Here is a 13,343-nt window from a genome sequence, read left to right on the forward strand (position 1 = left end):
AAGGATGGAAAAAGAAAGTTATATTACAATTCCCCATCAAATAACCGATAAGAGTTTTCAAATTATTCAAGAAGAGATTGAAAAGATAGACCCTGATTATCGGTTTGAGAATCCGTTACAAGAAGCAGTAATCAAACGGGCAATTCATACAACTGCTGATTTTGATTATTTAAGGAATTTGAAGTTTACCCATAATGTATTGGAAAAAATAAAAGGTGTCTTGATGAATCGGGGAGTTATCTATACTGATACTACCATGGCATTGTCAGGAATTAATAAGCGGCGATTGGATAAACTTGGTGTGAGCTATCATTGTTTGATTCGTGATCCTCGAGTTATCGAAATGGCTAAAGAGAAGGGGATTACTCGTTCGATGGCCGCTGTTGAAGTAGCAGCTAATGATTCACGACAAAAAATATTTATTATCGGGAACGCACCAACTGCCCTTTGCAAAATCATTGAGATGGTCAATGAAAATCAATTGGAAACAGCAGCCGTAATTGGTGTACCGGTTGGTTTTGTTGAAGCAGCTGAGAGTAAGCAGGCACTGTATGAATCAAATATTCCGGCAATTGCAGCACTCGGTAGAAAGGGTGGAAGTAATCTGGCTGCAGCACTGATTAATGCCGTGATGTACAACATGGATATTGAAAAGTTAGGTGATGAATATGGCCGTCACACCAAACAATAATTCAGAAGATAATTACGTTTACTATAACGGACGTAAACTGCGGAAAGGATTTACAACAGGAACAACAGCGACTGCAGCAACAGTAGCGGCAATTAGGACGTTGCTAAATCAGGAGCCGCAAGAGACAGTAACGGTACATGCAGCTAATGGAAAAACAGCAATTTTTGATGTTGAGCAAACAGATTTTGATGAACAACAAGCAAGCTGCGCGATAAAAAAGGATGGCGGCGATGACCAGGATGCAACTGATGGCGCGTTGATCTTTGCAACGGTAAAGCTACGTGACGATAATGAGATTCATCTTGATGGCGGTAAAGGCGTTGGTAGGGTAACTAAAGAAGGTCTTGCCAATAAGCCCGGAATGCCAGCCATAAACCCAACACCACGGCGAGTTATCAAGGCGGCGGCACGTGAAGAAGTAGGTGAGAAGCGCGGCGTAGATATCGTTATTTCGGTTCCAGAAGGCGAAAGAATAGCAAAGCTTACCTATAATCCGCGGTTAGGAATCGTTGGTGGCATTTCGATTTTAGGAACAAGTGGTGTTGTTACTCCGATGTCTGAATCGAGTTGGAAACACTCAATTTCAATTGAGATGAATATTCATAGAAAACGTGGCGATAACACAATTGTATTAGTTCCAGGAAACTATGGTGAGGACTTCGCCAAGGATGAGCTTGGGATACCGAATGCCAAGCTCGTACAGATGAGTAACTTTGTTGGTTATGTTTTACATGAAACTCAGCGGCTTGGTTTTACTAAAGTGCTAATTGTTGGGGACTTAGGGAAAATGATTAAAGTTGCTGGCGGAATTTTTTCTACTCATAGTAAAGATGCGGATGCTCGCGCTGAAATAATGGTTGCTAACCTTGCTTTAATGGGTGGCGTGCCAACAGCATTTTTACGAAAGATTAACCAGTGTTTAACAACAATTTCAATGATTAAAATGATTGATGAAGCCGGTTATCAAGAGGTATACCAGATGATTGCCGATAAGATTAAGTTGCGTGCAGAAAAATTGCTTGCTCATCGTGAACCACACGTTGAAATTGATGCAGTAATATTTTCTCGTGAGAGCGGCTTCTTAGCTGCAAGCAAACCGCTTCAAGAGATCAAGGGTGAGTGGCAATGATTACAGTATTAGGAATCGGTCCAGGTGATCAAGAATACATGCTGCAAGGAACACACAAATGTCTAGCCCAAGCGGATGTGGTGATTGGCTCATCACGACAATTGGCTATTTTTCCAGATATGGCGGAAAAACATATGAAACTACCTCGGTTAGCTGAATTAAAAGATTACTTACAAGCTAATCCGCAAAAGAACATAGTGTTGCTTGCGTCTGGTGATCCGCTCTTATATGGTATTGGAACTTGGATAAGAAACCAATTACGTGACCAGAAAGTCAAAATTGTTCCGGGGATTAGTTCAGTTCAATATATGTTTCACCAATTACAAATATCGATGAATGACTGTTACCTAACGAGTAGTCATGGTCGTGTGCCAGACTTTGATTTTTTGTTAAAACACCCGAAAGTAGGAATGGTAACGGATAAGGTAATTGGCCCTTACGAAATAGGTCAGGCAATAAAAAAACGTGGTCTCCATCGAATTATTTACGTGGGGGAGAAACTTAGCTATCCTGATGAACAAATAACTAAGTATGACGAGCAAACGATTGAGAATCGTGATTATGAGATGAATGTGGTGATTATTACCGATGCGTGATGAAGAGTTCTTAAGAAATAAGGTGCCGATGACTAAATCAGAGGTACGGGCAATTAGTATTGATAAACTAGACTTAAGCAATAAGAAATCGATGTTAGATGTCGGTGCAGGAACTGGAAGTATTAGTATTCAAGCTGCCCGTGAATTTAAACAACTAGCTGTAACGGCAGTTGAAATGAATCCGGATGGTATTGATATTATTCAGCAAAATATAAATAAATTTGGCTTGAATAATATTAAATTAATTCAGGGTACCGCCCCAGCAGATATACCAGGCCAAAAATATGATGCGATCTTTGTTGGCGGTAGCGGTGCGCATCTTAATGAAATTATTCGCTTTGCAAGCACTCATTTAACTGAAGGCGGTGTAATTGGCTTAAACTTCATTCTGTTTGAGAATGCAATGCAGGTTGAAAAATTATTACAGGATAATGGATTTAAGGAGATTGAATTAATTGAAGTAGGTGTTTTGCGTTGGCATAAGTTAGGCAAAGGACATTTCTTTAAGCCGAACAATCCAACAATTATTGTAAGTGCGCAAAAGTAGAAAGGATGATTAAAATGGCAATTGTAAGTTTTGTAGGTGCAGGTCCCGGTGAAACGGACTTAATTACGTTAAAGGGATATAAATTATTATCAGAAGCTGATGTAGTAATTTATGCCGGTTCATTAATTAACACGGACTTACTAAATTATTGCAAAGATGGTGCTGAAAAGTATGATAGTGCGAAGATGACCTTAGATGATATTGTTGACCGAATGGAAGAATCGGTGAAAAACGATAAATCAGTCGTACGGCTACAGACTGGTGATTTTTCAATTTATGGGTCGATTCGTGAACAAATTGAAGAAATGAAAAAACGCGGGATAAAATATCAATGCGTTCCTGGTGTTAGTTCATTTCTTGGTGCAGCTTCAAGTATGGGTGTTGAGTATACAGTCCCAGAAGTTGCACAGAGTGTCATTATTACAAGAATGGCGGGACGCACACCAGTACCAGAAGGCGAATCACTTAAGTCATTAGCTCAGCACCAAACTTCAATGGTAATTTTCCTTTCCGTTCAGGGAATTAAAAAAGTAGTTAAACAACTTGAGGACGGCGGATACCCGACAGATACGCCAGCTGCAGTTATTTATAAGGCAACTTGGCCTGATGAGAAAGTTGTCCGTGGAACACTAGCAGATATAGCTGAAAAGGTCCATGATGCCGATATTCGCCGAACTGCATTGATTATGGTTGGAAAGTTCCTTGGGGATGAATACAATTACTCACACCTTTATGATGCAGGCTTTAGTACAATGTTCCGTAAAAAGAGTAAGTAAAAATGAAACGGTTTGTGATCATAGCGTTAACAGCAGGTGGTGCGAAAACTGCCCGTCAATTGCAAGAACACTTACAAGAACAGTCATATCATACGGAAGTCGTCTTACCACAACGGTTAGCTCAAGGGAAAGAAAATTATTATCCTAAGGGCGAATTTACAGCGACGATGCATCGACTATTTAAACAGTATGATTGTGTTATTTGCATAATGGCAACAGGGATTGTAGTCCGTTCATTGGCAGCAGTAATTGTTGATAAGACGGTAGATCCTGCAGTTATCGTAATGGACGAGCAGGCTAACAGCGTAATTAGTCTTCTTTCAGGACACGTTGGCGGAGCAAATCAATGGACAAAATTAATTGCTAGGTTAACAGGAGCAACCCCTGTTATTACCACCGCAACAGATACGGAAAAGGTTCAATCACTTGATGTTTTGGCAAAACGAGTTAATGGTTGGTACCCAAATTTTAAAGAAAACACGAAAAAAATAAACCGATTATTAGCTGAAGGTAACAAGGTTGAACTATATATTGAACCCTACTTACGACACTATGTAAAGCAGTTCGATGGCTTTGAAGTATTAACAAAGATAAATGAGCATCAAGATGGGGTGCCGTTAGTTATCGTTTCAGATCATTCTAGATTCGCTAAAAATAAAGATGCTATCCACGTTATTCCGCGGGTTAATGTCCTTGGGATTGGGTGTCGGAGGAATATCACTAATGAGATGATGCAACAAACATTTGCTGAATTTTGCGCAAAGCATCAGTTATTATGGGAATCAATTGTAAAGATAGCCTCAATTGATATTAAAAAGAATGAACCAGCAATTCAATATTTAGCTCAGGTATTTAATATTCAAGCGGAGTTCTACTCGGCTCACGAACTGCAGCACGCAAGCATTAATTATCCTGAGTCGGCTTTTGTCTTGAAGACGGTTGGAGTTGGAAATGTTGCTTGTGCAGCTGCTGATTATGCGAGCGGTGAGCGAAACGCTACAGAAAGATACGCTAACCACGAAGTAACAATAGCACTTAGTCGGTTACACGAGATATAGGAGGAAATAAGATGTTATATGTAGTTGGATTAGGACCAGGATCAAAAGAGTTGATGACAGAAGAAGCACGCCAGGTAATTGAAAATACTCATACGATTGTCGGTTATGCTACTTATGTTCGTTTGATTGAGGACATGATTGAAGGCAAGGAGTTAGTTGTTACTGGAATGCGTGGCGAGATTGAACGGTGTAAAAAAGCGCTTGAAATTGCAGCAACAGGAAAGGATGTTGCGATTATTTCAAGTGGTGATGCCGGTATTTATGGGATGGCAGGACTAGTTCTTGAATTAGCAGGCAAGATGGATACCCATATCGATGTCAAAGTGATTCCTGGTGTAACTGCAAGTATTGCAGCAGCAGCGCATCTTGGCGCACCATTGATGAATGATTTTTGTCACATTAGTTTGAGTGACCTAATGACACCGTGGGATGTAATTACAGAACGAGTCGATGCAGCAGCTAAGGCTGATTTTGTAATTTGTCTTTATAATCCACGTAGTAAAGGTCGACCACACCATCTTCGTAAGGCTTTAGATATTATTCTCAAGTATAAGTCGCCTGATACTGTCGTTGGAATTGGTAAAGATGTTGCTCGGCCAAAAGAGATTGATAAGGTTACAACGATTAAAGATCTTGATGAAACTGAAATTAATATGACTTCGATTGTCATCGTTGGTAATAAAAATACATATGTTGAAGATGGCAGAATGATTACTCCACGAGGTTATACCTTATGATTCTTTTATTGGGTGGAACTACAGAAAGCTTAGCCGTTGCGGATGAATTGACTAAACATAAGGTTCCGTTTGTCTTATCGGTTATTAGTGATTATGGTGCGGAACTGGCCCGCCGTCATGCTAAAAACATTGTTGAAACAACATTTACTGATGAAAGTCTGTTAAGTTTTTGCCACGATAACCAAATCAGCTTCATTCTTGACGCTACTCATCCTTTTGCCCGAGTCATTTCACAACTAGCAATGGACAAGGCAAATGAACTCCAAATACCTTATTTGCGTTATGAACGCCAGAATATTTACAGCAAAAACGCCAAATTAAAAATGGTGGACTCATTAGAAGAAGCTTGTGAGTATTTAAGGACGGTAAAGGGGAACGTTTACTTATCAACTGGAAGTAAAACGGCACCGGAATATGCGGAAAAATTGGGCGTTGACCGATTACACGTCAGGGTCTTACCAACAACCCGCGTAATGGAGAATTTAACTGCAGCGGGGTTTATTGCATCTCAAATTGACGCGATTCAAGGCCCCTTTACAGTAGCATTAAATTATGAATTATTTAAGCGTGCCAATTCAGTTGTGGTTGTTACAAAAGAAAGCGGGCGCCAAGGCGGAATTCAGGAAAAAATTGCCGCATGTGAACAATTACAAATTCCGTGTGTTATTATTCGTCGACCGCAATTAAATTATCCTGCGGTAGTTGCTGATTTGAGCGAGCTAAAAGAGTATTTGGAGGAAAATTATGAGTGGTAGAGTAACGCTCCTCGGTGCAGGTCCTGGGAATCCTGAACTATTAACATTAATAGGTAAACGGCGGCTGGGAGAGGCTGACGTAGTATTATATGATCGGTTAATTGATCCATCATTATTATCATTTACAAATGATGATGCGGCCCTAGTTGATGTTGGGAAAATGCCTCTGCGCCATAAAGTGAAGCAGTCCCAAATCAATGAGATGTTAGTTGATTATGCAAACTCAGGGAAAAAAGTGGTTCGGTTAAAAGCTGGCGACCCATATGTCTTTGGTCGTGGTGGCGAAGAGGCTCAGATACTACAACAGCAGGGAATTAATTTTGAAATTATTCCTGGAATTACTAGTGCTATTGCTGGGTTAGCGGCTGCTGGGATTCCGATTACCCATCGTGATTTTGCGTCGAGCTTCCACGTGATTACGGGACATCATAAAAAGGATGGGCAGCAACTCGACTGGGAAAACATCGCTAACCAAGAAGGAACGCTTGTTTTCTTGATGGGGATGGCGCAACTGCCTAATATATGTCATCACTTGATAGCACATGGAAAAGCGATGGAAACCCCTGTTGCAATTATTCAGTGGGCAACACAATGGCGACAAAAAATGGTCAGTGGTAACCTTTCGAACATTGTGGAATTGGTGAATAAAAACGGGTTATCATCACCAGCACTAATAGTAGTAGGGAATGTTGTTAAGCTTAGTAAGCAGTTGAATGTTGCTAAGCCGCTTGCAGGAGTCCATGTATTAGTACCATATAGTAAGGGACAGCGATTATTTAACTGCTTGGAAGATTTAGGCGCAACTGCGGACTTTTATCAGCGATCAATAGTGGAATCCGTCCCAGCTAAGTTACCTGTTCTTGATTCATATTCGTCAATCCTATTTGATGATTATCTTGCTTATAAAGAATTTATTAAATTACTTACAGCAAGCAAAAAAGATATTCGCGCATTGGTAGGTAAAAAGATTCTTGCAGGTAATCAAAGTGTTGCCAAACATCTTGCAACACAGGGGTTGTTGGTAGATGAAGTTGTTACAACGACCAAACTTTCTGATGATGTACTTGAAGTTGGCGGTCAAAATTCGTCTTATTCACATAAAGAATTTCTTAGTCTCTACCAACGAAAAGAACAAACACATGAGTTGCCGTTTGACCTTGAAGAATTTAATGCAGTGATTTTCCCTAGCACTGCTAGTCTACGGGATTTTAAGAGTACGTTAAATGAAGAGCAGTTTAAGCAATTAAAGGACCTAACAGCCTTTGTGATGGGACAATCCATTTATGATCTTGCAACGCAGAATGGTTTTAAAAAAGTAATCAATTGTCAGCCAAATATCAAAGCAACAATTGAGCAGGTAAAGGAGGAGTTAGCAAGTGAATAAAAAAGCAATATTAGCAGTAAGCTTCGGGACAACATATCCGGAAACCCGTGAAAAAACAATTGGAGCTACGGAAAAGAAAATTAGTAAAGAGTTTCCTGATTATGATGTATTCCGCGCGTTTACATCAACGATTGTTCGGAAACGTATCTATAAAAATGAAGGAATCAAAGTTGATAGTATCCAAGAAGCGTTAGATAAATTAAGAGCGCAGGGTTATGAAGAAGTTTACTTGCAATCTTTGCATATTATTCCGGGAATTGAATACCAATTAGTCCAAAATGCTATCGATGGTTATTCACCACAATTTAAGAAACTTGTTGCTACTCCGCCATTGCTTGACAAATTTGCGGACTATGAACAGCTGGTTAATTTTTTGAAGAAGCAAAGTGCGTATTTACCATCTGGAAAAGCTATTTTATGGATGGGACATGGAACAGCTCATAGTGCCTTTACAACTTATGCTTGCTTAGACCACATGCTTGCAGGAACAAAAAGCTATGTTGGGGCTGTCGAAAGCTATCCTGATGTTCATGATGAAATTAAGCGGCTAAAACACGCAAAGGTTGAGAAAGTATATATGCAGCCATTGATGATGGTGGCAGGAAATCACGCCCATAATGATATGGCATCAGATCAGCCGAACTCTTGGAAGACGATCCTAAAAGAAAATGACATTGTTGGTCATCCTGTATTAAAGGGATTGGGTGAGTATGAAGAAATTCAAGAAATGTTTATTGCTAAATTACGAACGACAATTGAGAGGGGATGAATTAGGTGGCAAGTTTTTATGGAATTGGTGTTGGTCCTGGAGATAGTGAATTATTGACTGTTAAAGCAATCAATACGATCAAGAATTTAGATGTTTTGTATGTACCGCAAGCGCATAAGGGAAGTAAAAGTGTTGCAGAAAGAATTGCAACCCCATATCTGCCAGCAACATTAGCAATAAAGAAGCGCCATTTTCCAATGGTAAAAGATTGGGATACTAAGATGGAGAGTTGGCGTAAGATTGCGGATGAAATTAAAGATGATGTGCAACAAGGAAACAATGTTGGTTTCCTTACACTAGGGGATCCATCCGTTTACAGTACTTTTAGTTACCTTGCCGACATATTGATACCAGTCATTGATGTTCAAACAATCGCTGGAATTTCATCATTTAGCCAAATTGCAGCTAGCTTATCAATTCCATTAATGCTGGATGAGGAATCTCTAGAAGTGGTCCCTGCAACGGCCGATAAGGAAAAGTTAGCAAAGGTAATTGACCTAAATGATAATGTTGTCATTATGAAAATTGCCACTAATTTTAAGAAAGTTTATCAAATCCTCAAAGAAAGAAAGTTATTAGATAAAACCGTTATTGTCGAAAATGCATCAATGGCTAATCAAAGGGTGCAACGGTTAACAGAATATTCAGCAAACGACCAGCTACCGTATTTTTCAACCGCGTTATTAAAGAAAAAAGAGGCGTAATTATGGGAGCATTGAAAAAATATCGAAAATTTATGTTATTTTTAGCAATTGGTTTTATTTATACCCTTGCTTATCCGATGACAGCTCACGCAATGCATATCATGGAAGGAATGCTGCCGCCTAAGTGGTGTATTTTCTGGTTTGTTGTATCCGCACCATTCTTCATTTATGGATTATATCGAATGCACAAGATCGTCAATTCAGATATTCCTAATGCTAAGGTTATGTTAGCGCTTTGTGGAGCTTTTGTTTTTGTTCTCTCGTCATTAAAACTGCCGTCAGTTACTGGTTCATGTTCTCACCCGACAGGTGTTGGGTTAGGAACAGTAATGTTTGGCCCAGGTGTTATGTCTGTTTTGGGTGTTATTGTGCTATTATTCCAGGCTTTATTGTTAGCTCATGGTGGATTAACTACTCTTGGAGCTAATGAATTTTCGATGACCATTGTTGGACCAATAGTTGGGTATGCTGTTTGGAAACTTTGTCGAGCAATGAAGGTTAGACGGTCTATATCATTATTCCTTTGTGCAATGTTTGCGGATTGGTCAACATATGTAACAACTGCCTTTCAATTAGCAATTGTTTTTCCAGATCCAAACGGTGGTGTTGGAGCAGCACTTGTCAAGTTCCTCGGAATTTATGCCGTAACGCAAATTCCATTAGCGATTGCTGAAGGCTTATTAACGGTTATTGTTTACAACTTAGTAATCAGTAATGATCTTTGGAAGGAGTCGGCTTTACAATGAAGAAGCGAACAAAGACTAACATCATCTTATTGATCTGTGTTATATTGCTGGTTCTGATTCCATTTATTTTTGTTAAGGGTGAGTACGGAGGTAGTGATGACCAAGGGACTGAACAAATAAAGAAGTTTGATCCCCATTATAAGGTGTGGGCACAACCCGTTTGGACACCACCATCGGGCGAGATTGAAAGCCTCCTTTTTACCGTTCAAGGTTCTTTAGGGACAGGAGTTATTTGTTACTTTATTGGTGTAGCGCATGGCAAGAAAAAAGCGAGAGAAAATTCTAAGAATAATGGGAAGCAACAAGTCACAGGTAAGTAATTAAGAAGAAGGCGGTGACTATTTCATGCTGAGTATTGATAAATATGCTTATGAAAATCGAATTGTTAACTGGTCACCAAAACTTAAGGCTTTATTATGGCTTGGCGGAATTATTCTTGCTTTTCAACCAATTCAATGGCTGAAATTAGCAGTTTTGGTAGTAGTTGCAGCAATTACGATTTATGTGACAAAGGTATCTTTTAGGCGCTATCTTAGCTGGTTTTATGCAATTATTCCCTTTGTCCTTTTAAGTATTATTGGAATTGTAGTGACGGTTTCTCCGCAACGAAGCGCGCTAATTTGGCCAATAAAATTTGGAAGCGTCTATATTGGGATGGCAAAGGTTATGATGCCAAAAGCTGGGCAAATGGCGTTGCAGTGTATGACGGCAATTGTTTGCACTTATTGGTTTGCATTAACAACACCGTTTATTCAGATTTTGCAGGTACTCAAAGCAGCGAGGTTTCCTCGTGTTATGATTGAGGTTACGATGCTAATGTATCGCTTTATCTTTATCTTTGTTGATGCATTCGATCAAATTCATCGAGCACAAAAACTACGATTCGGATATGATTCCTTTGGACTAATGATTCATTCATCTGGTATTTTAGCGAAGATGCTTTTTGAACAAGTTATTATTAACTATGAAATGATGACAAAAGCATTAGATGCTAAATTATATGATGGAGAATTTTATATCTAGGAGGATGCAATGATTGAATTAAAACACCTTAGCTACAGTTATGACGATAGGGTAAAAATTCTCGATGATATTTCATTAAAGATTGGTGCAGATAATCATAAAGTAATTGGCTTTATGGGTCACAATGGTGCGGGTAAATCAACCCTTTTTCTTAATTTAGTTGGTGAACTAAAGCCGACTAGCGGAGAAATATTAATTGATGGAGAACCTGTAGAATATTCCAAAAAAGGACTACGTAAACTGCGGCGGAAAATAGGAATTGTTTTTCAAAATTCAGATCAGCAAATTTTTTATTCAATTGTTAAAGACGATGTTGCTTTTGCACTGCATAATCTTAAAGTTCCTAGCGAAGAAATAAATAAACGAGTAGAAAAAGTATTAAGTGAACTTGATATTCTACCATTAAAGGAACGACCAATTCAGTATTTAAGCGGCGGTCAGAAAAAAAGAGTTGCGATTGCTGGAATGATGGTAATTGGTTCAGAATGGATCCTGCTTGATGAGCCAACGTCCGGCCTTGATCCGGATGGTCGAATTAGAATGCAAAAACTGATTCAAAAATTAGTAAATAACGGACAGCGAATAATCTTATCAAGCCATGACATGGACTTCATGTATGAGACCTGTGACTACTTCTATTTATTAGGAAAAGGGAAGATTTTAAAGCAGGGAGATAAGCAAACCGTCTTTGATGATGAACAATTATTGCGGGAAAATAAGCTTGACCAGCCGTGGCTAGTAAAAATTCACCAGAAACTGGGCTTGCCATTATACGATAGTGAGCAAGAATTATTTGCGATTGAAGGAAAACATAACTGATTTTGGCGAAACCAAATATTAATACACAAGTTGATGGAGCAGATACAGTTTACTCCATCGGTACATAATTTTATTAAGCTTATGGAGGAATGATCATGTCAGCACAGTCCATAATGTTTCAGGGAACAGCATCAGATGCCGGAAAAAGTTGGTTAGCTGCAGCTGTTTGCCGAATATTATCTAATCAAGGGAAAAAAGTTGTTCCATTTAAATCACAGAACATGGCGTTGAATTCATTTATTACTGATATTGGTGATGAAATGGGACGGGCACAAGTCTATCAAGCGGAAGCAGCACGGGTAAAACCAGATGTGCGGATGAACCCAATACTGCTTAAGCCATCAACTGATAAAGATTCGCAAGTAATTGTAATGGGCAAAGTACTTGCTGACATGGATGCTGCAAGCTACTACAAGTTTAAGCCGCAATTAATTCCCAAAATAATGGAAGCATATGAAGGACTTGCAAGTGAAAATGATGCGGTAATTTTAGAAGGAGCCGGCAGTCCTGCTGAAATTAATTTAAACGATAATGATATCGTTAATATGGGGATGGCCCGAATGGTTGATGCCCCTGTAATTCTTGTTGCCGACATTGACAAAGGCGGCGTATTTGCTTCTATTTACGGAACCATTAAATTAATGCCGCCAGAAGATCAGCGACGGATTAAAGGGATTATTATTAATAAGTTCCGGGGCGATAAAAGTTTACTTGAACCGGGGAACAAGATGATTGAAAAATTAACGGGAGTACCTGTTATTGGTGTCTTACCGATGAGTGACATCGATATTGATGAGGAAGATAGTGTTTCATTAACTCGGAAGTCGCGTCAAAAAGAAGCGGGGAAAGCATTGGACGTTGCTGTGATTGATCTTGATAAAATTTCTAATTTTACCGATGTTCATAGTCTTGAAATCCAACCGGACGTATCTGTTCGTTACGTTGTAAAAGCAGACGAATTAGGTACGCCAGACCTTCTAATTCTCCCTGGAAGCAAGAATACAAATGAGGACCTTGCTGCTCTTAAAAAGAATGGGCTATATGAAGAAATTTTACGAGCACACCAAGATGGTAGTAAGGTGGTTGGTATTTGTGGCGGTTATCAAATCCTTGGTCGAAAACTTTATGATCCCGAAGCAATTGAATCACCAATTAAGGAACAAGCAGGTTTGGGGCTGCTTGACACGGAAACAACCTTTAACGAGCAAAAGACAACAACACAGGCCGTTGCCAAAAGAAAGAATTATACATTAAAGGGTTACGAAATTCATATGGGGACTACTAAATTAGGCCTAAATGCAACGCCTTTCTCTGTTATTTATACGACTAACGGTCAATCAGAGTCGCGGGAAGACGGGGCGGTTAGTAGCGATGGAACCGTAATGGGGACTTATCTTCATGGAATTTTTGATAATCCTTATTGGACGCGGCATTTTTTGAACAAAATTAGGACAAGCAAGGGTTTAGCGCCACTTGTTAACACTAATGTTTCGATTAGCGATTATAAAGATCAGCAATATGAGAAACTTGCTCAATTATTTGAACAAAATGTTGATATGGAAAAGTTTGAACAGATTTTGCATGATTCAACAAAAAGTAAAGGGTGATT

Annotated in this window: 16 protein-coding genes; all 16 read left to right on the top strand. The window is 39.3% G+C overall.

Translation table 11 applies throughout. From position 1 onward, the window contains the following. Positions 1-4: 4 nt before the first annotated feature. Positions 5-691, top strand: coding sequence for a cobalt-precorrin-8 methylmutase (locus tag IEU90_RS01930; RefSeq protein WP_153709174.1), 687 nt, complete (start codon positions 5-7; stop codon positions 689-691). Further along, entirely contained in the window at positions 669-1,820 is a 1,152-nt protein-coding gene (gene cbiD / locus IEU90_RS01935) for a cobalt-precorrin-5B (C(1))-methyltransferase CbiD (RefSeq protein ID WP_188357645.1), read from the top strand. Before IEU90_RS01930 ends, cbiD begins: the two co-directional genes overlap by 23 nt. Then, on the top strand, positions 1,817-2,416 hold the full coding sequence (locus tag IEU90_RS01940) for a cobalt-precorrin-7 (C(5))-methyltransferase (RefSeq protein WP_153709172.1): 600 nt from the start codon (positions 1,817-1,819) through the stop codon (positions 2,414-2,416). The genes cbiD and IEU90_RS01940 overlap by 4 nt, the downstream gene beginning before the upstream one ends. After that, positions 2,409-2,963 (top strand): decarboxylating cobalt-precorrin-6B (C(15))-methyltransferase, encoded by a 555-nt coding sequence (locus IEU90_RS01945; RefSeq protein ID WP_153709171.1) that lies wholly within the window; start codon positions 2,409-2,411, stop codon positions 2,961-2,963. The genes IEU90_RS01940 and IEU90_RS01945 overlap by 8 nt, the downstream gene beginning before the upstream one ends. A gap of 14 nt (positions 2,964-2,977) precedes the next feature. Then, positions 2,978-3,739 carry a cobalt-precorrin-4 methyltransferase gene (locus tag IEU90_RS01950; protein WP_153709170.1) on the top strand — a complete coding sequence of 254 codons (762 nt, stop codon included), beginning with the start codon at positions 2,978-2,980 and terminating at the stop codon, positions 3,737-3,739. A 2-nt stretch (positions 3,740-3,741) separates the two neighbouring features. After that, entirely contained in the window at positions 3,742-4,797 is a 1,056-nt protein-coding gene (locus IEU90_RS01955) for a cobalt-precorrin 5A hydrolase (RefSeq protein WP_153709169.1), read from the top strand. Positions 4,798-4,808: 11 nt separating this feature from the next. After that, entirely contained in the window at positions 4,809-5,534 is a 726-nt protein-coding gene (gene cobJ / locus IEU90_RS01960; RefSeq protein WP_003675137.1) for a precorrin-3B C(17)-methyltransferase, read from the top strand. Then, positions 5,531-6,289, top strand: coding sequence for a precorrin-6A reductase (gene cobK, locus IEU90_RS01965; RefSeq protein ID WP_153709168.1), 759 nt, complete (start codon positions 5,531-5,533; stop codon positions 6,287-6,289). The genes cobJ and cobK overlap by 4 nt, the downstream gene beginning before the upstream one ends. Then, positions 6,279-7,673, top strand: a complete 1,395-nt coding sequence (cobA, locus tag IEU90_RS01970) for a uroporphyrinogen-III C-methyltransferase (RefSeq protein WP_153709167.1) — start codon at positions 6,279-6,281, stop codon at positions 7,671-7,673. The genes cobK and cobA overlap by 11 nt, the downstream gene beginning before the upstream one ends. Further along, on the top strand, positions 7,666-8,442 hold the full coding sequence (locus IEU90_RS01975; protein ID WP_188357646.1) for a sirohydrochlorin cobaltochelatase: 777 nt from the start codon (positions 7,666-7,668) through the stop codon (positions 8,440-8,442). The genes cobA and IEU90_RS01975 overlap by 8 nt, the downstream gene beginning before the upstream one ends. A gap of 5 nt (positions 8,443-8,447) precedes the next feature. Beyond that, positions 8,448-9,146, top strand: a complete 699-nt coding sequence (locus IEU90_RS01980) for a cobalt-factor II C(20)-methyltransferase (protein WP_188357647.1) — start codon at positions 8,448-8,450, stop codon at positions 9,144-9,146. Positions 9,147-9,148: 2 nt separating this feature from the next. Continuing rightward, complete coding sequence (locus tag IEU90_RS01985; RefSeq protein WP_003669942.1) at positions 9,149-9,892, top strand: energy-coupling factor ABC transporter permease; 744 nt, start codon at positions 9,149-9,151, stop codon at positions 9,890-9,892. Continuing rightward, positions 9,889-10,212 (top strand): energy-coupling factor ABC transporter substrate-binding protein, encoded by a 324-nt coding sequence (locus IEU90_RS01990; RefSeq protein WP_003669943.1) that lies wholly within the window; start codon positions 9,889-9,891, stop codon positions 10,210-10,212. Before IEU90_RS01985 ends, IEU90_RS01990 begins: the two co-directional genes overlap by 4 nt. A 25-nt stretch (positions 10,213-10,237) precedes the next feature. After that, positions 10,238-10,915: a cobalt ECF transporter T component CbiQ gene (cbiQ, locus tag IEU90_RS01995; protein ID WP_003669944.1), complete on the top strand. Its 678-nt coding sequence runs from the start codon at positions 10,238-10,240 to the stop codon at positions 10,913-10,915. A 9-nt stretch (positions 10,916-10,924) separates the two neighbouring features. After that, positions 10,925-11,734, top strand: coding sequence for an energy-coupling factor ABC transporter ATP-binding protein (locus tag IEU90_RS02000; protein WP_003669945.1), 810 nt, complete (start codon positions 10,925-10,927; stop codon positions 11,732-11,734). A 95-nt stretch (positions 11,735-11,829) separates the two neighbouring features. Further along, positions 11,830-13,341, top strand: coding sequence for a cobyric acid synthase (locus IEU90_RS02005; RefSeq protein WP_153709166.1), 1,512 nt, complete (start codon positions 11,830-11,832; stop codon positions 13,339-13,341). Positions 13,342-13,343 lie beyond the last annotated feature (2 nt).

The organism is Limosilactobacillus caviae (genome assembly GCF_014635905.1).
GTDB classification, from domain to species: domain Bacteria; phylum Bacillota; class Bacilli; order Lactobacillales; family Lactobacillaceae; genus Limosilactobacillus; species Limosilactobacillus caviae.